Source organism: Halothermothrix orenii H 168 (assembly GCF_000020485.1).
Taxonomy (GTDB): Bacteria; Bacillota; Halanaerobiia; order Halanaerobiales; family Halothermotrichaceae; genus Halothermothrix; species Halothermothrix orenii.
This window is the reverse complement of record NC_011899.1, coordinates 1,045,035-1,070,269: the sequence shown is the minus strand read 5'-3', so window position 1 is coordinate 1,070,269 and position 25,235 is coordinate 1,045,035. Positions and strand designations below refer to the sequence as shown.

The 25,235-nt window shown below is 37.5% G+C and carries 15 protein-coding genes; 2 read left to right on the top strand and 13 right to left on the bottom strand.

Annotation, left to right across the window (positions count from 1 at the left end):
- Positions 1-56: 56 nt before the first annotated feature.
- A complete protein-coding gene (locus tag HORE_RS05145; protein ID WP_012635921.1) occupies positions 57-2,756 on the bottom strand; it encodes a calcium-transporting P-type ATPase, PMR1-type in 2,700 nt (899 codons plus the stop codon).
- Between the two features lie 174 nt (positions 2,757-2,930).
- On the opposite strand from HORE_RS05145, the gene HORE_RS05140 reads away from it, so the two are divergent.
- Positions 2,931-4,688, top strand: coding sequence for an Rqc2 family fibronectin-binding protein (locus HORE_RS05140; RefSeq protein ID WP_012635920.1), 1,758 nt, complete (start codon positions 2,931-2,933; stop codon positions 4,686-4,688).
- Here HORE_RS05140 and lnt read toward each other — a convergent pair.
- From lnt to HORE_RS05100, 9 genes are all read right to left on the bottom strand, one after another.
- Positions 4,679-6,145: an apolipoprotein N-acyltransferase gene (gene lnt, locus HORE_RS05135; protein ID WP_012635919.1), complete on the bottom strand. Its 1,467-nt coding sequence runs from the start codon at positions 6,143-6,145 to the stop codon at positions 4,679-4,681. The genes HORE_RS05140 and lnt overlap by 10 nt on opposite strands.
- A gap of 64 nt (positions 6,146-6,209) precedes the next feature.
- Positions 6,210-6,890 (bottom strand): Crp/Fnr family transcriptional regulator, encoded by a 681-nt coding sequence (locus HORE_RS05130; protein ID WP_012635918.1) that lies wholly within the window; start codon positions 6,888-6,890, stop codon positions 6,210-6,212.
- A gap of 2 nt (positions 6,891-6,892) precedes the next feature.
- On the bottom strand, positions 6,893-8,524 hold the full coding sequence (locus tag HORE_RS05125) for a cobalamin-dependent protein (RefSeq protein ID WP_012635917.1): 1,632 nt from the start codon (positions 8,522-8,524) through the stop codon (positions 6,893-6,895).
- A complete protein-coding gene (locus HORE_RS05120; protein WP_012635916.1) occupies positions 8,512-9,714 on the bottom strand; it encodes an NAD/NADP-dependent octopine/nopaline dehydrogenase family protein in 1,203 nt (400 codons plus the stop codon). Before HORE_RS05120 ends, HORE_RS05125 begins: the two co-directional genes overlap by 13 nt.
- Before the next feature lie 369 nt (positions 9,715-10,083).
- Positions 10,084-12,159, bottom strand: a complete 2,076-nt coding sequence (fusA, locus tag HORE_RS05115) for an elongation factor G (RefSeq protein ID WP_226984196.1) — start codon at positions 12,157-12,159, stop codon at positions 10,084-10,086.
- A gap of 226 nt (positions 12,160-12,385) precedes the next feature.
- Complete coding sequence (locus HORE_RS13180) at positions 12,386-12,520, bottom strand: hypothetical protein (protein WP_264357626.1); 135 nt, start codon at positions 12,518-12,520, stop codon at positions 12,386-12,388.
- A 63-nt stretch (positions 12,521-12,583) separates the two neighbouring features.
- Positions 12,584-13,309: a metallophosphoesterase gene (locus HORE_RS05110; protein WP_012635914.1), complete on the bottom strand. Its 726-nt coding sequence runs from the start codon at positions 13,307-13,309 to the stop codon at positions 12,584-12,586.
- A 60-nt stretch (positions 13,310-13,369) separates the two neighbouring features.
- Positions 13,370-14,287 carry a carbohydrate kinase family protein gene (locus HORE_RS05105; protein WP_012635913.1) on the bottom strand — a complete coding sequence of 306 codons (918 nt, stop codon included), beginning with the start codon at positions 14,285-14,287 and terminating at the stop codon, positions 13,370-13,372.
- A 77-nt stretch (positions 14,288-14,364) separates the two neighbouring features.
- On the bottom strand, positions 14,365-15,645 hold the full coding sequence (locus tag HORE_RS05100) for an alpha-amylase family glycosyl hydrolase (RefSeq protein ID WP_012635912.1): 1,281 nt from the start codon (positions 15,643-15,645) through the stop codon (positions 14,365-14,367).
- A gap of 357 nt (positions 15,646-16,002) precedes the next feature.
- On the opposite strand from HORE_RS05100, the gene uvsE reads away from it, so the two are divergent.
- Complete coding sequence (uvsE, locus tag HORE_RS05095) at positions 16,003-16,932, top strand: UV DNA damage repair endonuclease UvsE (protein WP_012635911.1); 930 nt, start codon at positions 16,003-16,005, stop codon at positions 16,930-16,932.
- A 46-nt stretch (positions 16,933-16,978) separates the two neighbouring features.
- On the opposite strand, the gene HORE_RS05090 is transcribed toward uvsE, so the two are convergent.
- The 3 genes from HORE_RS05090 to HORE_RS05080 form a co-directional block, all read right to left on the bottom strand.
- Positions 16,979-17,272, bottom strand: coding sequence for a hypothetical protein (locus HORE_RS05090; RefSeq protein ID WP_012635910.1), 294 nt, complete (start codon positions 17,270-17,272; stop codon positions 16,979-16,981).
- A 57-nt stretch (positions 17,273-17,329) separates the two neighbouring features.
- The gene (pbpC, locus tag HORE_RS05085; RefSeq protein ID WP_050748604.1) at positions 17,330-19,657 is read right to left on the bottom strand and encodes a penicillin-binding protein 1C; all 2,328 of its coding nucleotides are present in this window, start codon (positions 19,655-19,657) and stop codon (positions 17,330-17,332) included.
- Positions 19,658-19,749: 92 nt separating this feature from the next.
- Positions 19,750-25,221 carry an alpha-2-macroglobulin family protein gene (locus HORE_RS05080; RefSeq protein WP_012635908.1) on the bottom strand — a complete coding sequence of 1,824 codons (5,472 nt, stop codon included), beginning with the start codon at positions 25,219-25,221 and terminating at the stop codon, positions 19,750-19,752.
- Positions 25,222-25,235 lie beyond the last annotated feature (14 nt).

The window sequence follows — 25,235 nt, the reverse complement described above, 5'->3', positions numbered from 1 at the left end:
TTGCTTTTATTTATAATACCACAGTATGCCTAATTTGACAAGGAATTTGTCTTCTTTCAATCCCTTTTATAATTATTTATAATACCCCTTATTATTTCTAAAAATATAGTTGACCATGTTGATAGAACAATTACTATTAGCCATTGTTCTGGATTTAAAACTGTTGTTTTAAAGAACTTACTTAAAAAAGGTAAATAGATTACACCCAACTGCATAACCAGTGAGATTAAAACAGCCATGAAGAGATAGGGGTTGGAAAAAGGAGACATATTCCAGAACGGCCTTTCTTCAGACCGACAATTAAATACAAAAAATAGCTGTGAGAAAACAAGGGTTGAAAAAGCCATAGTCCGTGCTGTATTAATATCAAGGTTTAATTTAAAAACTGCCAGAAGAAAAGCAAGCATGGTACTGATTCCTATTAAAAAACCCTGACTGGTAATATTACTTACCATTCCATGGGCGAAGACACTCTCATCAGGGTCCCGGGGAGGTTTCTCCATTACATCTTCTCCATCATCTTCCATTCCCAGAGCAAGAGCAGGAAGTCCATCAGTTACCAGATTAACCCACAAAATCTGAATAGGTAATAGGGGAATAGGTAAACCCAGGGTGATCCCCAGAAAAATAGCCAGTATTTCACCTATATTACAGGATAAAAGGTATCTAATAAACTTCCTTATATTATTATATATCTTTCTTCCCTCTTTAATTGCTTTAACAATGGTAGCAAAATTATCATCAGCCAATATTAATGATGACACTTCTTTGGTAACATCTGTTCCCTTGGCTCCCATAGCAATTCCAATATCAGCTTCTTTGACAGCCGGGGCATCATTCACCCCATCTCCTGTCATGGCGACAATTTCATTATTTTCCTTCAGGGCCTTAACAATCCTTAATTTATCCTCAGGTGATATTCTTGCATAGACCTGTATTTCCTTAACCAGTCCTTTTAATTGTTTATTACTGACCTGTTTAAGCTCATTTCCGGTCAGAACCCGTCCTCCCCTGGAAATAATTCCGAGGTCTTCAGCGATAACCCTGGCTGTAATTTTATGATCACCTGTAATCATTACCGGTCTTATTCCAGCACGGTAACAACTTTCAACAGCCCTATAGGCTTCAGGACGAGGGGGATCAATTAAACCTACTAAACCGAGAATAATTAGTTTATCTTCATATCTGGTCAAATCCTTTTTCCTGGCCCGGTCTGAAAAATCACGATAGGCTATGGCCAGGACTCTCAAACCATCTTCGGCCATTCTGTCATTGGCCTTTAATATCTCTTTTCTGGCCTTTTTGGTTAATCTCTGAATATTACCATTGATTTCAACATAATCACTGAGGCTCAGGATAACTTCAGGGGCCCCCTTAACCCATAATTGTCTTTTATTTGTAGAAGTATCCTTTATTAAAACTGACATCCTTTTTCTAACAGAATTAAAGGGTTCTTCCTTTAAAACCTCATAATCGGTCTTTAAATCTCTCAAAGAAAGTCCATATTTATATATAGCCCTTACCAGGGCCACATCGGTGGGATCACCCAAAAAAGAAGGTACCTGATTTCCGGAAATAAATTCCCTGATTTTTTTAAACGGGCCACTTTTTTCCTCTTCTGCAGGTTGGGCTCCATTACAGAGAGCCCCTATCATTAATAATTTCTTAAGCCCCGGGGATTTTAAATCTTTTTTAAACTTCATTATTTTTCTATTAAGATATATTTTAGTCATTTCCATTTTATTTTCTGTTAAGGTGCCTGTTTTATCTGAACAAATAACTGTAGCACAACCAAGGGTTTCTACGGCAGGAAGACGCCTTACTATGGCATTATTCTTAATCATCTTCTGTACACCGATAGCAAGGGCTAAAGTAACTATAGCTGGTAATCCCTCCGGGATAGCAGCTACTGCCAGACTAACCCCGGCCAGAAACATTTGATAAATCGATTGACCTTTTAAAACACCGATTACAACAATCAACATGGTAATGAATACACTGAGAAAAACCAGCCATTTACCCAGGTGCTTCAGCCTTTTCTGGAGTGGGGTTAATTCTTTGTCATTATTATTATTTATTAAACTGGCTATTTTACCCATTTCTGTTTCCATACCAGTATTTACAACCACAGCCCTGGCTTTGCCCCGGGTTACAGTAGTTCCCATAAACACCATATTGGTCTGATTACCAAGGGCCAGATTTTTTCGGGTAATGTTTTTACTGGACTTATCAACAGCCACCGACTCACCGGTCAAAAGGGATTCATCAACCTGTAGATTTGTTGAGTCAATAATTCTGGCATCAGCAGGAATCCTGTCACCTGTTTCTATCATAATAATATCACCAGGTACCAGTTCCCGGGCGTTGATTTCCTGAATCTTTCCATTTCTGATTACTTTTGTTTTTGGAGCTGTTAACTTTTTCAGGGCTTCAAGGGACTTTTCAGCCCTATACTCCTGGATAAATCCCATAATTGCGTTTAATACAATTATGGCCAGAATGGTAAAACCATCACTGATTTCACCCAGTAAAAAGGATAATATGGTAGCAAACATTAAAACCATTATCATAAAATCCTGAAACTGACTTAAAAATATATGAATTATACCTCGACCATTTGTCTCTTTTAAATGATTCGGACCGTAATCAAACTGTCTTCGTCTGGCCTCCCGGCTACTTATTCCCTTCTTAAATGAAGTCTGAAACCTGTCTTCAATTTCTTTTTTTGACAGACGGTAATATTCTCTATCTTCCATAAATAACCACCCCAGGTTTAACCTTCAAAATTGTTTTTTTATTTTTAAATTTCACCACAGTAAGGAGAAAGTTTCATAATAATCATATTCATAGCCAGTGTCAAAAAGAACAAAATAAATTGACTCATACTACAAGATGGCATATACTATCATATAGATAAGGAGTTGATTTTAATGGCACTTGATGGAATTATGCTAGCGGCAATTAAAAAAGAGCTGACCGAAGAACTACAGGGGGCAAGGGTTGATAAAATATATCAGCCTGAAGCTGACAATTTAACCTTTACCCTGAGACAACCAGGTCAAAATATTAATCTTTTTATCTCAGCCGGAGCCAGAAACCCCAGAATACATATTACCTCACTTAAATTCAAAAATCCCTTGACCCCACCAGCTTTTTGTATGTTATTACGAAAATACCTTATTAATGGAACCATCGGGGAGATAAAACAACCTGATTTTGAACGAATTCTGGAAATAACCATAAATAAAAAAAATAATATTTACAGGCTAATAATAGAAATAATGGGCAGGCACAGTAATATAATCCTGACTGATGACAATGGTTACATACTCGATGCCATAAAGAGAATTACTAAAGAAGTTAATACTAAAAGGGAACTATACCCTGGAATAAAGTATCATTATCCTCCCAGGCAGGATAAATTAAATCCCCTTAAGGTAACCAGGGAAGAGTTTTTTAAAAAGATTCCTGATGATTTTTCCCAGTCCTCTTTCAAGGCCATTATGTATAATTTTAGGGGGATTGGACCCAACATGGCAAAAGAAATTGTTTATAGGTCGGGACTTGACCATAAAAAACCCTACGGCGGTTTATCACCTTTTGAAAGAAATAAATTATGGGATGGTTTTAATAATATATTTAGGCTCGTTATTGAGGGTAAATTTAAACCAACTATTGGTATTGATAATAATAATAATATCTGTTATTTTTCCGCCTTTCCCCTTGAACATAATAAGGATATTAAAAAAGATTTAATATTTGATAATACAGCTTCCCTGTTTGATTATTACTATGAAAACAAAATTAAATTAGCCCATATTGGTAGTATTAAAAATAGTCTAATCAAGGTTGTATCCAACTATTTAAAGAAAAATCGAAAAAAAAGAAATAAACTGAGAAAACAGCTTAATGAGAGTAAAAGGGCGGACGAATATAAAAAAATAGGCGAGTTAATAAAGGCCAATATGTATATATTGACAAAGGGAATGAAACAGGCTGAAGTTATTGATTATTTTAGTCCGGGTCAGGAAAAAACCAACATCAAACTTGATCCTAAGTTAAGTCCTTCAGAAAATGCCCAGCGATATTTCAAAAAATACAACAAAGCTAAAAAGGGTGTAAAATATATCAAAAGGGAATTAAGGAAATTAAAACATGAAGAAAGATACCTAGAGCAGGTCATGTTAAATCTGGAACAGGCTGAAAGCAGGGAGGAAATCAGGGAAATAAAAGAAGAGCTAGGGGATGAAGGTTATATTAAAAAAAAGAACAGGATAAATAATAGAAGAAAACAACAAAAACCCTTACCCCCTCTCAGGTTTAAAGCAACAACCGGTCATGATATCCTGGTTGGTCGGAATAATCGCCAGAATGATAAACTCAGTAAAAAGATAGCAAATAATCAGGATTTATGGCTCCATGTCAAAGAATTACCTGGTTCCCACGTTATAATCAGGAATCATACCGGGGATGAAATACCGACCAGAACAATAAAAGAGGCAGCTATTATCGCTGCCTACTATAGCAAAGGAAGGATGTCAGAAAACGTTCCGGTCGATTATACTGAGATAAAACATGTCAAAAAACCAAAAGGTGCTAAACCTGGTCTGGTCTATTATGAAAATTATAAAACTATTTACGTCAATCCAGACAAAAAAATAATCGAAAAACTGGCCTATCAAAAATGATCCCGGTAGACTTTTAATAAAAACCAGACTATTAAAAGTAATAATATTAGAAAGGCCGGTAAATCACCAGCTAACTGATATATGGTTGTACCCCTTCCTTTAACAACCGTACTTTTATATCCACCTTTACTGTGGGGTAAAATTTTTAACCGGGGTTTCCCAACTGCAGTAATTACCCCTGACAGACCGTAATTTGTAGACCTGATTACAGGACGCCTGTTTTCAACAGCCCGGAATACCGCTGCCACCCACATTTGTTGCTGGAGGTTGCCGGCATTATACCACGCTTCATTGGAAGGATTTACAATAAAATTGGTAAATTGAGCTTTTTTCCTGACAGTATCGGGATATAGTATTTCAGAACAGGTTACTACCTTGTATTTATACCCTGGTAAATTAAATACTGTTACTTTATCACCATGGATTTCTGAAAGCATGGTTATCCCGGTAAGAAATTCAACTATGTTAGCCAGGGGCATATATTCACCAAAGGGAACAAGTCTTATTTTATTATATCTCTGCAATATACCCCGGTTGGGATCTATAAGAAAACTACTGTTATATATTCCTGATTTTCCATCTATGCCTGAGAGACTCCCGACCTGGAGATATGGTTTCATATTTTTTATTTTACTATAAAAAAATTCCCGGTAACCATCATCTTTTATTATATTAAATGTTAAAGATGACTCAGGCCAGAAAACAATACTGGTATCAGATATCCCTTTTGTCATTTCTAACAGATTATTTATATTGGGGATTATATTCTCTTCCCGCCATTTTTCTACTGGAGATAAATCAGTATGAACAAATCCTATTTTAACAACTTCAGGGGTAATTTTATTAATTTGATTAATCCGCCAGCTTCCATAACCAACTACTAAAAGTAAAATTAACAGCAGAGATATAAATTGACTCGTTCTTCTTTCTACAATAATTTTAAATAATAGTCCATTTATTAAAACCACCACAAATGAAACCAGAAACACCCCCCCAATATCAGCAAGCTGGAGGAGATAAGGAAAACATGACTGAGTATAACCTAAAAAGGCAAAAGGGTAATCAGGTATAATTAAAAAGCGAAGAAACTCCATACCTGTCCAGCTTACGCCCAGTAACAGGACGTTTAACCCTTTTTTACTCTGTAACCAGCAAAAAAGGAATCCCCAGAGTCCGTAAAAACTGCTGACTAAAATAAAAAGTAATAAAAGTAGTATTACAACACCATAAACAGGTAAACCACTGAAAGATTTCAGGGGACTGTAAAGCCAGTAACCGGTCCCGCTAATAATTATAAAACCGGTAAACCAACCCTTAAATAACCCCTGGGCAGGTTTGGCTTTACGTAAAACAAAAAGTAAAGGTATCAGGGCCAACCATCCCAGGATATAATAATGTGAAAAGCTAAGTGAAATTATAAAAAATAAACCACTTATAAATGGCAATAATAAAGACATGTTTATCCTCCCACTTAACCGGAAATAGTACTCCAATAACTATCTAAAATCTTATATATTATTTCTATAACCACCGCTTTAAACCCTCTATATCTTTAATAATCAACTTCTTCCCTTTAATATCTATTAACCCCTCACTTTTAAATTCACTTAAAGTCCGACTTACCGTTTCCCGGGATGTTCCAATAAAATTGGCCAGTTCCTGACGATTAAAATGAAGCTTAACAACTTGATTATTTTTCTCTCCAAAATCCCTCATCATATCCATAATAAGGGTTGCAACCCTGCCTTTGGTATCCCTGAGCCCCAGATTTTCAATTCGTTTCTGGGAGCGGGCCAGTTTACGGGCCATAACTTTTAACATTCCCCACCCTATTTCCGGGTTATTGGTAAAGTATCTTCTAAATTTTGAACGGGATAGATAGTCAACTACTACCTCGCCAATAGCAACAGTAGTAGCTGGATACCTATCTATCCCGAACAAAACAACCTCACCGAATACATCACCCGGGGTTATTATTTCCAGAATCTGTTCACCCCCATCAGGGGAAGTTTTTTTGACCTTTACCCTTCCTTTTTTCAGGAAATATACCCGGTCCCCTTCTTCCCCTTCAAAAAAAATATTGGTACCATCTTTAAAAATACGGGTTTGCAGCAAAGAAGCAACCGTACTCAGGTCTTCATCACTCATTTCAGAGAATAAAATAAACTTCCTCAAAAAACTTAAATCCTTACCGTTGGCCACATCTAACCCCCCAGGCGTTGTATTCTCTCTTCTTCTGTTATTATTCTATCTTCGTTATAATCATATGCATAACAGGCTCCATTTACCATGCGGGTTGTTAGTTTTCCGGCTGCTTCAGGATTTCCCTTCAGGTGAGGAGCATCAATTAAACCAATCTTTATAGAACGGGCCAGGGTTTCAGGGTCAGACCACGGATCCTCAACATCATTATTAGCAACATTTTTAATAGCATTTAGAAGAATTTCTGCTTCCTTTAATAGTTCATCTTTACGTTTTTTAATATCAGGATCATATCCAATTCCAGGATAACCATAAATGGAATTATTTATAACCTGCCTTGCTATCTGACAGCTTTCGATGACATCAGAACTTGTGGCTGCATGGTCTGCTTCTGAATACCCTACAACATGGACAATATCCGGTTTCAAAGCCATACCTAAATAGGTTGAATAAGCAAGCTGACCTTTAGCCCTGTCCAGATTTGGTGGAAAACTGGCCAGACCAGCCCTGACCTGGGTCAATACCCTGAACTTATCATCAACCAGGCTTTCAATAAGTTCTTTTTTAGCCAGCATCTTGGCCAGATCCATAGAAGCTGTAGTCCCTGCCGGGTTATTGAACATATACTGGGCAATATAGTTTTTAACACCCATTTGTTTAGCATTATAAGCAGCTAAAAAAGCCATAACCACGGCTACAGTATCATGGGCATCTCTCAAACTCCAGTGGTGAGATTCGTTTACTTCAACGGGTATATCACGTACTCCATGCCATTTCATAAGCTGTTGATTTTCCCTGATAGACTCGAGAAGCCCCCTGGGGCCCCTACCGTCAAGTCTATTATACCAGGAAAGGGGGATGGCAGCCCAGGCATTATGTATCGTTCTTAAAAGCATCTCTGCCATTTTAAATACATCACGGGTACCACTATAACACCGCATCAGGGGATAATTACCCCGTCTGGTAGCCTCATATAATGAGATCAAGTCCTGTTCTGTCCTCACAGGTACACCACCGGCTCCTTTTTCATCTTCATCCATCTCTTCAGGCCTGAAGAATGACTCCTGGGCATTTTGATCAGGTCCAAGGGAAATTACATCCAGGACTTTGCTTTCCGATATCTTCTTTATTCCCTCTCTTGTTTTCTCAACCGAAGGAAGACCAAAATGGTGTCTAATAACAGGATATGGTTTTTTAATCTCTATTCTCTCCAGCAAATTTTCACCAAAGTTGATATCTTCAGACTTAAATTCCCTGCCTTCCAGAAAAGCAATAATTTCTTCAAGTTCTTCTTCACCACTAAAGATAGCATCAAAAAGCCCTACCTTTCTAGCTTCTCTGGCAACAGGTAGGGTCCCACCGAACACAAATTTATAGCCGGTCAATCCCCTTTCAATAACACTTTCTTTTAGCCTTTTAAATAAATTGTAGCCGGTTTCCGGAGTTAACCTGTATCCTACTGCTACCATTTCCGGGTTTGACTCCTGGACAGCATCTAACAGGTAATCAATAGACACTGCGGGCCCCAAGAATTTAGTATTATAACCATGTTCTTCAGCTAATCTAAGAAAATTTAGGACACCGGCTACATGGACACAATTTCCAATCGAAGCCCCAATTATTAATCGTTCCATGCTTCAACCTCACCATCCCGTTTATATGTGTTGAATATTAGACTATCTGCTTTTCTATATAAAGATTGATTAACTTCAAAGGCAACCCTGAAATCTTCAATAGTACCCTGGTTAACAAGCCGTTGTATCTGGTCAGGTGTTAATCCATTAAGTCCCAGTGATGCTGCTGTTCTTCCAGTTTCCCAGAAATTAGTTTCATAAACTATATTGGCAAGGTTTATGACTATATCAATGGTCGGAGTATCAACCCCCAGCAAATCACCCAGTGAAGCAATGGGAACCAGACTCATGGGGACATCTTCAAGAACATAACGATGGTCTATCCTGGAAGGAGCACCGATCCCCTGATACTGTTTATTATCCTGAAGTAGTTCATACAGGTTCCGACCCTTGACACCATATGAGAGTATTAACCAATCCTGGGCACTTGTCGGCTCAACTCCAAGGGCTGTAGCCACTTCCATCCTCTCTTTATCCATTGCTTCAAGTATTTTAGCAACTGATGGAGTTATCCCTTCCTGATAATATTCAAATTCTCCACCGGATTCAATCCTGGCCATATTTAACAAAGTAGGAGCAGGATGGAAAATAGCGCCAATATTATCAAGGCTTGTTTTTAATACATTTTCAACTGGTGAAAACTGGGGAAAAACGGGGTGAAGGCAATCGATAACTTCCCTTGTCCTTGTACTGGGGAAGGCAGCAATGGCGACCCTATTTTTTACCCCGTATATCTTAGCCCTGGCAGGACCAATAACCCGACTCGCATAAAGAAAAGTCTGGGCCTCTGATATAATTACATCAGCCTGACAGCCATTATTTTGTAAAGTATTATAAAACTCAAGGGCTCCCCCGGTCCTTCCAGGGTTGAGGAGAATAATCTGGCCATCTTCGAGGAAAGGACTCAATTCTCTGGCGAGATATTTATGGGCGACTGCCGGAGTAGCAACCATAATAATTTCTACTCCCTTTACAGCCTTTTTTATATCAGAAGTAACTTCATTTAATTTACCGAAACCCTTAAAAACACCACTTAAGTGAATACCACCTGCTTTTTTGACCGGTTCAATTCTTTCCGGGCTCCTGTTATAAAGGTTAACTGTATAACCGTTTAATGACAGATAAGCCGCTAAAGCCTGACCTCCATTACCGGCACCAAGAACTGCAAAACGTTCAACCTTTTTATACATTTACAACACCTCCACTCAATATTTTTCTATAAAAAACCCCCCTTATAGATTTTTAAAAAATCGTATATAAATAGTAAAAATACTGAGATAATAACTTTTTATATAATTTATATTCATTAAACAGATAGAAATACGCCCTTATTCAGGGCGAAGTGACTGGTGTAATTAAAATGCTAACAAATAGCTATATAGTAATACATAAGAGGCATTTTTATTTTATCACAATTTAAGGTAAAATGCAAGTATATATTCCATTTTATGGTTATTTTTATATTCTCCACCCCTTCCAGTAATATTATATTATTAACTTAAAAAAACCCTCCCGGATGTCCGGAAGGGTTTATTGTTTGATATTTTATAGACTTAATTTTAAGCTGTTTCTGTATTTCTTTCTTTAATTATCTCATCTTCAATCTTCTTGGGAACTTTATCATAATAAGCAAATTTCATAGTAAACTTTCCATGTCCCCCGGTAAGGGATTTTAAATCGGTAGCATAAGTAAACATCTCAGCCTGGGGTACATGGGCTTTTATGACCTGAAGGCCGTCCCGGGAACTCATTCCCTGAATCTTGCCACGCCTTGAATTTAAATCACCCATTATATCCCCCATATACTCTTCAGGTACAATAACTTCAACATCCATAATGGGTTCCAGGAGGACCGGTTTAGCCTGTTCCATACCCTTTTTAAAGGCCTTCGAAGCTGCAATTTTAAAGGCCATTTCCGAGGAGTCAACACTGTGGTATGAGCCGTCATAAACCGTTACCTTACAGTCGACAACAGGGTATCCGGCCATAACCCCTTCTTCCATAGCCTCAACAACACCCTTTTCAACAGCTGGAATATACTGACTTGGAATGGCTCCCCCGAAAATTTCTTCATCAAATTCAAATCCCTTACCTCTTGGAAGGGGTTCAATCCTTAAGAATACATGACCATATTGACCCCGGCCCCCACTCTGTTTTTTATATTTCTCCTCAACTTCTACCCTGGACTGGATTGTTTCTTTATAGGCAACCTTGGGAATACCGGTTACAAACTCAACACCGAATTTGCGCTTACAGATGTCTTTAATAACATCCAGATGAACTGTACCCATACCTGTAACCAGAAGTTCTTTAGTGACCTTATTATATTCTACCTTAAAGGTCGGGTCTTCCTGGCTTATGCGGTGTAATACGGTTGACATTTTTTCATCATCACCTTCTGAAGCCGGAAGAGCTGTTTTGGTAAGCATAGGTTCAGGAAATATTATAGGATCAAGCTCTACTTTAAAATCCGGGTCAGAAAGTGTATCTGATGTTTCCAGATCATCTATTTTGGCAATAGCACCAATATCCCCGGCCTTTAACTCATCCACAGTTTCCTGTTCTTCCCCATTTAATTTGTATAATTTACTGGCTTTTATGGTATTATTTAACCTGGGAACAAAAATTTCTGAACCTGTATTTAGTTTACCAGATAATACCCTGAAGATTGAAAGCTTTCCAATATAGGGATCTACCATTGTTTTTCCGATCTGACCGACAAAGGGACCGGATTCCCCTGCTTCAATCTTTATTTCCTCCCCTTCCCATGTACCGGTAACTGTACCAATGTCAGTAGGTGCTGGAACCAGACTTGATAAGTAGTTGAGAAGGGTTTTAATACCTGAATTATTGATAGCAGAACCAACCATTACGGGGATAATATCCCCTGCCCTGACACCATTAATCAAACCTTTTATCATCTCTTTATCAGTGATTTCTTCATCATCGAAATACTTCATCATTAATTCATCATCCAGCTCAACAACTGATTCTAGTAATTCGGTCCAGAGTTCTTCAACCCTGTCTGCCAGCCCATCAGGGATATCAGATTTTGATTCTCCATCATCACCATATAACAGGGCTTCTTTTTTAAGGAGATCTATTATCCCCTTATAATTTTCTCCTTCACCATAAGGAATAGTAAGGGGGACAAAATGTCCATTTAAATTATTTTGTATTTCTTCAAAAACCTTATCAAATTTGGCCCCGTCTTTATCCATCTTGTTGATAAATACAAAACGGGCTACATTATTATCTTCAGCCATAGTCCAGACATAATTAGTATTTACTTCTATACCTGAATTACCATTAATTATCAATACTGCTGCATCTACAATTTTCAGGGCACTGGAAACCTCACCCCTGAAATCAGCATAACCAGGGGTGTCAACCCAATTTATCTGATTTCCGTTCCAGGGGATGGAAAAAAACGAATTAACTACAGAAAACTGATGTTTTTTCTCTTCAGGCATGTAATCAGAATGAGTTGTACCATCCTCTACCCTGCCCGGTTCCTTTATAACACCGGAATTATAAAGGCTCATTTCAGTTATTGTTGTTTTTCCCGCTCCCCCGTGGGAGATTAAACACAGATTTCTAATTTTGTCTGTTTTTACAGAAGCCAATCTTAACACCAACCTTTCAATATTTTATTTGTTTTATATTTAATAAATAAAAAAGATAAAAACACTCTCTAGAAATAATATAGCACATAACAGTTAAATTATTCCTGAAAATACTTGCGAAAGCCAGAATAACAATACTCTTTTCAATTTTTATATTCTATATAATCCTTTAAATTCCTGCAATATTGTGAATATTTGTTTTAAAATTTTACCGGAATTTTATTAATTCCACTTTTTAAATTTTAGTGAATACATCCTGTTCTTTATTCATCTTCAATACTGACAGGATAGGAAATTTCCCCCTGCCAGAGCTAAAAAGCCAGTTTTTCAACCGGCTTTTTAGCCTCAGTTCTACTTTTAACCCCGCCATTAAACCGCTACTCCGATAACCCTCCATAAATAACCAATAACTTTTTGTATGCTTTAAAATATTTTAAATAATCCTTAAGGGCTTAAAGTTAAGAAAATCAGAACTGACCAGATAAAATCTTATTCCCCATTTCTCTTCAGGCAGCCTTATTTTATGGGAGTCCTCCCCATGAAGATGACCATATATACAAATATCTACATTATAATCTATCATAACCTTAATAAAATCATTATGTTCATGGTTTTCGTTAACAGGCATATAATGCATCATCACTATCTTTTTCTTATCAGTATTTTTTATAGACTCCAGAGACAATTTTAACCTGTTTACTTCCCTTTTATATACTTTCTCATCGTGTTCGGTAAAGTTATCTTCATTGGGACAAATCCACCCCCGGGTCCCTGTAATAGAAACCCCTTCAAATTCCAGACAATCATTTTGCAGAGCAAAACAACCATCAGGAAGGATTGACCTTACTTTACTTATCCCTGACCACCAGTAATCATGGTTTCCCCTTATGAAAATTTTTTTACCGGGCATTGACCCGATAAATTCAAGGTCATAAACAGCTTCCTCCAGCTTCATAGCCCATGAAATATCACCGGGAACCAACACCAGGTCCTTACAGGTAACCTCTGCCTTCCAGTTTTTATATATTTTCCGGTAATGTTCAACCCATTTGTCTCCAAACAGGGACATGGGTTTATATTGACTAACCTTCTCCCAGTCCCCAGGGATTACTTTATTCTCAAAAGATAAATGCAAATCTCCAATTGCATAAATTCTCATAACAACCACCTACATTCTTTTTATAGGGCTTTTTATATTCTGTCATTTATTCTTATTGCTTTATCCGGACTCTTTCATTTCTTCAAAGTATTTATTTAATTTATCTCCTGTTATTAATTCTGACGAAGTTGCCTTTTTAGTACATGTATATCTGGCTACAATCTGACCTCTTAATATAGAATCCTCAAGTGAAAACCCATCTATAAAATAACTTGATAAAAACCCAACCGCCAATCCATCACCGGCCCCATTAGTGTCCACAACAGGTTCTAACATATCCAGGGCTTTATAAAACTTTATTCCCTGTTCTGTACCCAGGGCACATCCTTTGTCACCCATACCACAGATGACAATCCTATCAGGTTTTCTTTTAATAAATTCTTTAATTAAAGGTACAGGATCTTTAAAGTTAACAGCTGAGAAAAATAAGACATCTGCATAATTTATAAAATCCTGCCTGTATTCATCATCTAAATCTGTTATATCCTGAATATCACAGGATATGGTAACTCCCAGTTCCCTGGCCACTGGTAATAAATAACGGGTCCAGTTTACAATGTTAAAGTGGGCCAGATTTGTTTTTTTAAGGATAGATTTGCAAATGTCAATATCGGGTTTTACCTCCATTGACGCCTTGCCATCATAGAAATTTTTCCTTCTCCCATCCTTATACATAAAGTTTATACTCCTTTTAGTCCCCACGGGGTCTAAAAAGAAAGTACAATCAATGCCATCCCCTTCCAGTTCATTTTTGACATACCAACCATTATGATCCTCACCAATATAGGCAATAACAGCTACCTTATCAACCAGTCTGGCAAAACCCCGACTGGTATAGCTACCTGCCAACCCCGGATAATCTATATTTGTTGTAAAATTGGCTTCCACATCAAAATCTATATCCTGCCCGGGCAAATAGACATTTGTATCCACACCTACTGCCCCAATAACAACTACATCATAATTATCTTTTCCCATCTAATATTATCCCCTCTCCATTATAAAAATCAACCCTTAAATATAATAATTATACATTATCCTGCCTACTTTATAATCTATTTTAGCTTTAAAATAAGGGGATTTTTCTCTATTTTCATTTTTTCCCCTGATTCATATACCCGGTCGTTTAACATATCATACCCGGAATAAACACTATTACAGTCAAGATACCCATACCTGTCTTCAAGATTCAGGAGAGACAGATAACAGTCCTCACGACCCTGCCATTTTATTTCAATAATCCCCTTAACGATTTCTTTAATACTGAACCGGTAACAGTTAGACTTTATTTTTCTCGCAATACTGACCAGTCTTTTCATATATGAATAAAAATCAGGATCACCAGTTTCCCAGTCAATAGGATCCTGGTTAAATAAATCAGGTGTATTATCGATCCCGTACTCCTGACCAGAATATATTAAAGAAGCACCAGGTAAAAGAAGATAAAAAGCAGTCCAGTTTTTTAAACGGGTTTTATCTTTAATAATAGAAGCAATCCTTACATTATCATGATTTTCCAGAAAACGCATCTTGATGGCATTTTCCGGGTACAAAGTTTCCTGAATATAAAGGTGATTTATATAATCATGTATTTGTCCCTGCCCTTTAAAGTAAGATTTAAGATATTCAAAACCATCATAATCATAAGTCAGGTCAAAAACCTCATGGAGCTCGGGATCTGAATGGCATACATATCCTGACTCCCTCAAAAATTTAACAAAAGATTTTTCAACACTTTCAGCTAGCCATATAATTTCCCTGTCGGTTTTAATTTGTTCTCTGGCTTCTTTCCAGAAGCTTAATGGAACCAATGCTGCTACATCACACCTGAACCCATCAACCCCCAGGTCTACCCAGTACTGGAGGGTATCAATTAAATACTCTTTTAATTTAGAACTGGAAAAATCAAGGTCAACGATATCTGACCAGTCATCAATTTTTCTTGATATCTCCCCCTCTGGTGTTTTATAAAACCACTCTGGATGCTTTTTAACCAGTACCGAATCAATAGCTGTATGATTGAATACAACATCAATTATAACTTTTAATTTGAGTCGATGGGCCTTATCTACCAATTTTTTAAAATCCTCAGATGTTCCCAGAGCCGGATCAATAGACCTGTAATCCCTTATAGCATAGGGACTTCCCTCTTTGCCTTTTCTTCCTTTCCTGCCGACAGGATATACAGGCATTAACCAGACGATATCAACCCCCAGTTCCCTTATTCTTTCCAGGTCCCTGGTTATCCCCTGAATATTTCCTTCTTGTGTATGGTTTCGTGGAAACACCTCATAAATAATAGCTGATTTTAGCCAGTCGGATGTCTTAATAGTCACTAAAAATACCTCCCTGTGAAATGTTAGAATAACTATAAGTGGTTTTTACTTTTAACTAAATACAGGTCAATACCTTTGGTTTTAAAAAAATAACAACTTATGTATTTTACTTCAATTTTATTATTATACTTATAGGCACAGGCCGAACTTACCTGCCAAAATAAAAAAATATCATTAAATTAAACCAATATCATTAAATTAAACCCAGGTAGTTAACTTTATCAAAAAATTATCTATTATTTATTGCTGGAATTACCTTACTGTATATAAAAGGCAACATAATAAAAAAATAAAACTAAATAAAGATTAACAATATATAATGCTTTTTAATTCAAAATAAAAAAAGGAGTTATCTCATTGGATATCCAGAACATTGATTTCGGGTATGCCTGTATCAGTTCAATAATTAAAAACTGTACTACAGCCAGTACTGTACCTCTGGGAAAATTTAAAAAAATAAAAGATAAAGAAAGCCGTATATATCGACTGGAAAAGGTCGCCCGGAAAAACCTTACCAATACTATTAGATTACTCTGGCATAATATTGCAGAAGGAATTAAACTATATCGTTTTTCATCCCAATTAATCCCCCTGGGAAATCACCCCCTCGGCCAAATCTGGGATTTTACAGAAACACTCAATGAAGAATTATCTAAAATTGGTAATATAGTAAAGAAGAACGGGTTAAAGGTAAGTACTCACCCGGGGCAATATACTGTAATCAATACTAAACATGAAGAAAAATTTCAGAATGCAATAAGGGACCTTAAATACCATGATAGAGTGCTCACTTCTATGGGTCTAGATGAAAATGCAGTAATGGTAGTTCATGTGGGTGGGGTCTATGGAGATAAAGAAAAGTCCTTAAAAAGGTTTATCACGAATTTTAAACGTCTCCCCGATTCAGTTCAAAAAAGAATAGTTGTTGAAAACGATGATACCAATTATACAATCAAGGATGTTCTTACTATTTGCCAGGAAATAAACCGTCCAATGGTACTGGATGTTCACCATCACGCCTATAACAATCAGGGAGAAAATTTAAAAGACTATCTTGAGGATATTTTTTCTACATGGGACAGGCTTGACAGACCACCAAAAATACATTTTTCCAGCCCAGAAAGCAAAAACGCCCCCCTCAAACATGCAGACTACATAAATCCTGAAGAATTCCTGAATTTTTATAAAATCGCCAGGGAATATAAGTTTGATGTAATGGTTGAAGCCAAAAAACAGGATGGGGCTGTTTTAAAACTATGGGAAGACCTCGGTATTACGTACAAGTAGTTTATTCTTTTATATAACCCTGTCTTAACTTGTGTTCATATTTCATTTAATCCAGTTTAATAACACTGACTACATTATCCCCACTGGTTACTCTTATTACGTTATAATCCTGATCATAACTTACCTGTCCTTTACCAACCGGGAATGACGAAACTCCTCCAAGACCATAAAAAACATCAATGGATAAAGCCTCCAAACACCTTTCCTGATTTTCCTGACTTAAGCTATTCCACTCTTCATCTGAGAGGTCAACAAATTCATAAAAGTTATCTATTCTCCCCAGGGCTTCAACCAGTTCTTGTACTATTTCATCATAATCACGTTTAAACCGTACACCCAATTCAATCACCCTCTGTTTATTAGATAAATGTCACTTGTTTTATTTTTTACTCTTGCTTTATTTTTTAATAATTATATTAATTTTATTCAAACGCCCCATATCATCCTGGCAAACTACCTCATGTTCACCGGGTTCAGGCAGATAAAAAAGCTTTTCTCCAGGTTTTACTGTCCCAATCAAACTACCATCAACAAACCAGTAAATATGGCTAACATCATTGGAGACAGAAGCTGTGAAAGCAATTTTTTGATATTTATCAGATACACCCTGCCGCAAATCATAGATAACACCCTCAACCGGTGATTCAATTACCGGAGGTTTACCTGAAAGCTGATGCTGAAAATCAGGTTGTAATTCTGGTAGCTGGTAGACTGGGTAACCATGGCTGGTCCTCCAGCTGGCGATCCTGGGGGGCCAGTGAATATATATTTTTCTTTCCAGGTTAAAATCTTTTTTTATGCTTTTAGGAACCCGGTAACCTTCTTCATTAAGATATACAATACGGTGAAACTGACACTTTACAGTTGGAGAACGGTCTTTTAAATAATACTCCTCAACAGTAGCAGGGCAATATTTATTGGGAAGCTGACCACTGAGACTGCAGACTTTCCTTATTCCAACAGTATCAGGCCTTTCAAACCATCCAGTCGGATTATTTTTATTCAAGACATTAAATATATCAAATAATAATGGAGCCGCAGCCCTGGCTCCAACAAGATTAGGAGATCCCCTGCCATCAAAATTCCCCAGCCAGACCCCGACAGTATAACGGGGGTTATAACCTATACTCCAGGCATCGCGGTGCCCATATGAGGTGCCTGTTTTCCAGGCTATCCGGGGCAAATCAGTAAACTGCCAGGCTGCAGGAAGATCAGGCCTCCTTAATTCTGTCAGTATTTCTGTTATTATAAAACTGGTTCCCTCATCAAATAATTTTACCGATGTTGTCTTCTTGTTTTCTGTTAATATTGGCTCATAATAGTAACCACCACAGGCCATGGAAGAATATAAAGACGTAAGCTCAAGCAAATTAATTTCACAACCACCGAGGGCGATAGCCAGTCCATAATTATCTAAATTCCTGATAGAACTAATCCCGGCTTTTTTCAGTAATCTGTAAAGATCAGTACCTTCATTAAGTCTTGCATTAAGGTTTACAGCAGGAACATTTAAAGAACGTTTCAATGCTTCTTCAGCTGATACTATACCATTATATGTTCTATCATAATTTTCAGGTGAATAGCCACCATAGTCAATTGGTACATCTTCTAAATAATGACCAGGTGTTATTATTCCCTGACAAATACCCAGTCCATATATAAAAGGCTTCAGAGTAGAGCCCGGAGAACGCAGGGCCAGGGCCCCATTTACCTGGCCATTATTATCTTCATCAAAAAAGCTGACAGAACCAACCATGGCCTTTATTTCATGGGTTTTATTATCTATAACTACTACAGACCCATTGGTTATGCCTTTGCTCTTAAAGGCCCGGAGATGGTTAACCAGCATCCTTTTTGTCATTAGTTGTATGTCACTATCAATTGTTGCATAAATTCTGGACCTATCATTATTCTCAAGATGGAGCTCCCGGCATAAATGAGGGGCAATAAAAGGCCATTCCCTTCTGGAAGCAGGAACAGGTTCCTCCATAGCTTCTAAATAACTATCTTTATCAATTACACCAGACCTCAACATCCTTTTAAGAACTTTATTTCTGGCTTTGCGTGCCCCATCAGGGTTATAATCAGGCCTTAATATGGTCGGTGATTGTGGTAATGATGTTATTAAAGCTGCTTCAGCATAACTAAGTTGCGAGGGAGCTTTTCCAAAATATAAATAGCTGGCTGCTTCAACTCCCTCTATATTACCTCCATATGGGGCCAGATTAAGATACATTTCAAGAATTTCATTCTTTGTATAAAAATGCTCCAGCTGGAGGGCCCTGAAGGCCTCAATTATCTTATTTTTTAAAGTCCTTTTTTTGGGTTCCATTAGGCGGCTAACCTGCATGGTAATAGTAGAACCACCTGAAACAATCTCCCTGGTCCTTATATTTTGCCAGAATGCTCTCATTATTGCCAGGGGATTAACCCCGGGGTGATAGTAAAAAAACCGGTCTTCGTAATTAACAACAAATTTAATCAAATGGGGAGATATATCCTCAAGAGGAGTCCAGATCCGCCACTTTCCATCCTTCGATATAAAGGCCCGCAAAACCTTACCTTCCTTAGAATAGACAAGGGTTGACTGGGACCTTTTTAATTTTTCTTCTGGAAAAGGGATAATAAAGATCAGGGCTTCAAGAAGTACAAAAGTTACAATAACTATTACTGATATTTTAAACAAAGGTTTTTTAAATCTGTGGTTCATCAGTCTGTTCTTCACCGTCCCTCTCCTTTACATATACTTCATGTTATCCAGATAAAAAATACAGGTATTACATTGAAGGGTCTGACAGGGGCAGACCCTTCCCTAAATTACTTACCTCTGATAACTTTAATTTGACCAGAAGAAGAAATACTGTTTAACTCCGGTTCATACATACACTCAGCCTTAACTGGAGGTAAAGTGAATTCACCTGCTGTAACCGCTCTGAGGGTATAGTAGTATTTATATTTTCTTCCTTTATTCTTAATGGTTGTAAATAATAATAATCTATCATCCCTTATATCCTGATATTCTATCGGTAAGGTGCTTTCTTCAGCCCATTCTAGACGTGACCTTGAACCCAGCCTGGGATTTTCAATTTCCAGTCCAGCTGGTAACATATCAACAACTACCACATTATTAACCTTATTTCTATCAGCTTCAACTGTTATCTCGGCTATTATTAACTCACCCTGTATTATCTCACTGGTGTCTATCTCATCCCCAGCTTTATTGTAAAATTTCCTGGTAACTTTAATACCATTATCTTTTTCTATTATTTTATTTAATTCAGGAATACCACTGGCCCGGGCATAATAATATGCTGTTCCTTTACCCTCCATGGTTATAGTAATTTTCTTTCCTCCAAGCCCTTTATCTTTTATTACTAGCTGTTTTTTCTGATTAAAGTTCCCTATTTCAGTACCATCAAGATATAATTGTCCGGTATATTCTTCATTACCTTTTTGATCAAGGGCCTTACCTATTGCCAGCAGGGCAAAGGCATTTTCCTGTGTTGTACCCCATCTTCCAGAACTAGCCTCTTCAGAGATATCATCTACTAAAACAGGGATTGAGGGATGAACCGGATTGATCTCGGTTAAAGCCAGTAAAATCAAAGCCCGGGACCTCACAGCTGAATTAAAGTTGCTCCCTGTCTGACGTTCTACCACCGGTGGGTTATACTGATACGGCAATAATTCCTTTGATTCCTCCCTTTTTCCGGCCAGATAATATGCCGCCGCCAGGAGGGCCCTGGAATCCTGATACAGACTACCCATCTGGTGGTTTTTAAGGTAGGCCATACTACTAACATCTGGTTCCCCGGCCAGTGACAGAACATACAGGGCATATACCTTAGTCTGTAGTTCATCAGGGGTTATAGCCTGCAATCTACTGACATACTGTAAATACCTCAACATCCGGTCATAGACCCGGTTTGACACCTCATACCCTGCTTTTTTAGCTTCAACCAGGAAATGGGAAGCATAGACTGATGCCCAGGTATTTTTCAGGTTACCGTAGGGCCAGAATGAAAAACTACCATCATTGTTCTGCATAGACTGTATCTTTGTTATCCCTTCTTTTATATAATAACCATGGCTTTCATCTTCAAATAATTCCGGTTCGGCAGTCCTGGCCAGGTCATTAAAATACAATAATGGAAATACACTGGAAACAGTCTGCTCAAGGCAACCATATGGGTAGTTTAAAAGATAACTCAGACTCTCACTGAACTTAACTTCCGGGAAAGGTGAAACTGTTAAAACATAATTATCTGTACCTTTAAACCAGCCTTCTGGCAGCTTTAAATCTATTTCATCATCTGGAGAAATCTGACCGGTAACTATTTCATTAACCCTCTGGGAAGCAGGCCTTACCGGTAATTCAACATCATAATCAGTCTCTACATTATTACCGGTTACTTTCAGTTTGAATTTAAGTTTACCTGAAGCTTTACCTGCCTTTACCCGGTAGTAGACCATTGTCTCCTCGCCCTGGTCCAGCTTAATAGTCCTGCCTTTTTTTCCTGTTAGCCGGGCAGGACCATCAATTAAGAGTTCAAGGTTAAATTCACCTGGACCGGCTGAAGCATTGAATATATTGACAGGAACCACAAAGGAATCCTCCGGGGCTACAAAACGGGGAAAAGTCGGCTTAATAACCAGTGGATCCCGGACCAGTACATTTTTATCTATAGAACCATATCTATCTTCAGAGACAGCTACTGCCATAACTCTGAGAGAACCATTAAACTGGGGTAATTCAAATTCAATATCCGCTTTTCCTTCATTATTTACTTTTATAAACCCGGACCACAGACTGACCGGTTTAACCCTGGCCACGCTAATGGGGTTAAGATTATCTTTTCTGATGGATTCTTTAAATCCCCTACTTTCTCCACCAGCTGGAGAACTGTTACTGATAACCCTCTCGACCTCGGGTAAAACCATATTATATAAATCATAACTCTTTACTTCAAGACTTTTTTTACCATAGAAGAACTGAAACGGTGAAGGAGTCTTAAATGAAGTTAACTGTAAAATCCCTTCATCTACAGCAGCTACTGCCACATAGGTTTCTTTTTTAACCCCATCTACTTCTATTTCAAATCTGGCCTTACTGTCAGGTCTCAATTCCCCTTTAGAATTTATACTAACTTTTAACCTCTGATCATTACTATTTACACGGAGTGGTGAAGTACCAAAAGCCCTGAGAGGCATCCGTTCTTCACCTGGCTTAAGTTCCCTTATTAATTGTACAGATATATATACATTTGGTTTCCAGTTTTCTTTAACCTTCATTCTGAGGAGGGCTGAATTTTCTTTGACCTCAATAATCCTTGTTTCCAGGATTTTCTCCCGTTCTACTGTAACCAGGGCTTTCCCTGAAAACGGTGCTTTTACCTGAATCCTGGCAATATCCCCAGGATTATACAGGGTTTTATCAAACGTCAATCCAATTTTATTGGGGTTCGTTAAAGCCCATGGTGAATACCCCCAACCGGTGGCATAAAAAGACAGACTGCTTTTACTTCCTGTATCCCTGTCACTAATAACTACTTCATACCTCCCGTAATCTGGAGGGTTGTAAATAAACTCACCTTCTGAGGAATTAACTTCCAGGTCTTTTGTTAATAATTCAGATTTCTCCTCATTACTTTCGTAATACCAGTGTCCATCAGAGGCTTTCTTCCATATTCCATGGGAGATAATTCTATAGACTTTAACAGTCAGGTCATCAACCGTTACCTTTTTACCATCAGGTGAAACTACCACAAATTTAATGGGATAAGGTTCATTTATTTTAGCATATTTCTCGCGACCTGGTCTGAGGCCAATATAATAATCATAAGGATGGTAGCCAACAACATAATAGGCACTGACAGCCCTACCTCCTTCTTCTTTGACAGTTGCTTTAAACACTGCCTTAACCATATTTCCAGTATCATAGCCTTCCGGAAAACTATACATATAGCTGAAAACGCCTTCTTTGTTCAGGCTGCCGGAAGAAATTTGACGGTCTTTTACTTTTAAATCTGAATCTGAAGTTCCAAAACTATATGACCTGTAACCGGGAGGGGTAAACTTATAATTGTTTAAATTGACAGACAGCTCCACTTTGCGTCCTGATGCCGGTGGCCCGTAAAGATTAAGACCTTTTACTATAATTTTAGCCTTATCTCCACTCTTATAACTATTCTTGTTTGATTTTATACTGACCTTGAGACGGTCAGGAACAAATTCCTCAACATTGAATTCAGTCGAACCAATTATATTATCTGCAATATAAAGATTAGCAGTATATTTGCCCGTCTTGACATAATTCGGCAAATCTAAATTAAACTCAAGTTGACCGACTGCCCCGGTTTTTTTGACAAGTTCACTGTAAATATTTCCAGCAGGATCAAGGACTTCAAGTTTAACGGGAAGTTGACCGATATCAACCCCACCGTCACCCCTGATAATGGCAGCAATATTAGTTTTATCGCCAGGACGGTAAACACCTCTATCAGTGTATAAATACCCTTCAAAACCTTCATCAAGGTATTGCCTGCCTTCTATATCAAAATCTGTTAAATCTACCCGGCCGTGGCTGAGCCTCAAAAAGGAAAAATCATTTCCCTTTTCAGCGAGAACTATATATGGTTTTAAATCCTTTATTTTATCCTCAAGACCATTAAACCTTACAAGCCCTCTGTTATTGGTTCTTCCTTTACATATAACCTGGTTATTAACACTTAACAGGGTTACCTCAACATCGGAAATTGAATTAAGATCCCTTAACGAATTAACCCAGACTAACAGTTCATCTTCAGATACTTTTGTTACTATTCCGATATCAGTAGCTAAAACAATTTTTGAAGCACTGCGCCAGTAATGATCCCGGTCCCGGACATCTATCTGGTAGATTCCCTTCCCTTCTTTTTCAATAAAACCCGCTAGAGAGATTATACTTTTTTTCAATTCATTTCTATCACCATTTGTTTTAAGGGTAAATTCCTTAACAACTTTACCCAGGTGAGATAACCTGGATTTAGAAAGAGTGGTAGGACTATCTGGTAAAAAATGAACAAGGTTATTGGGATAAATCTTATAGATACTCATATCAACTTCATCAATATTAACTGTTTCTAACACAATGTTTTTATTACCTTTTTTACTTAAATAATAACCAGGTGATTTAAACCTTACCACCGGGTCCAGGTCTGGAATGCGTAAATTTCTGGTATAGTTTCTGGCCAGAGGAGCCGCGTTTTTTGAAGGTAACCCCTTTTTTAAAGTGACGGTAAAAACTCTACCGGGTTTAAACTCCTTACTTATTAAATATATGTCATCATGGGCAACCTCAATATTATAAGGAACCTCAGGAGTAACTGTCACAAAAGCTTCAATAGATTCCTCTTCCACAGGATTAGAAAAATCTATCCTTATCTCTCCCTGATTAAAACCACTTTGAGTCCTGATATAACCAACTTTGATAGGGTCTTCATTAATTATTCTGGAAAGTTTCACATAGTCTTTTAAAAGTCCCTGTCCACCGTCTTTACAGGTCAATCCTTTATTAATTAATAATTTTATTTTATGATTTTTATCCTCAAGTTTAACCCGATGGACAATAACTTTAAATTCATTACTATCTGAAGAAGGTTTTAAGTAATAATTTAAGGAAGATATTTCTCCTTCTTTTTCCGAATAAAGATAAAGTCTTAAATATTTTTCAAGCTCTTTAAAAGACACAGGGTAATTAAAACTAAGTTTTCCTTCTAATTTTAACCACTCACCCCAGGAATCAGTAACATCGATTTTAAATGATAATACCTTAAATCGCCCGGTTTGAAAAGTATACCTCTTCTCCCCGTTGAGTCTATATTGATCAGATTTTATAACACCTGGTTTTATAATTAATTCATATTCAGTTGAAGGATTTAAAGGTTCTTCTGGTAGAAAACAAAGTTCGTCACCTTTAATCCAGCGGTAACTACCGGGAACAAAAGGTTTTAGCCTGACCATACCATCACTTATAGTATTCCCGACTATATTATTATCCACAATTTTCTTAGAGAATTTAATATATAAATTAGCACGGGGGTCGACTTCACCTTCAGGGTGTTTAATAACTTTTACTTCTTCCCTGGAAGCAAAGTTAATTACTTCAACCACTTTCCCGCTAAAAAATAGTGCTACAACTCCAACCAGGATCAGGGCTACAAGTAATCCTGCTACAAAACCTTTACCAAATTCCTTATTATTACATACAGGTAATTTACTGATAAACCCTTTCCTTTGCTTATCCTCCACTTGCTACAGCTCCT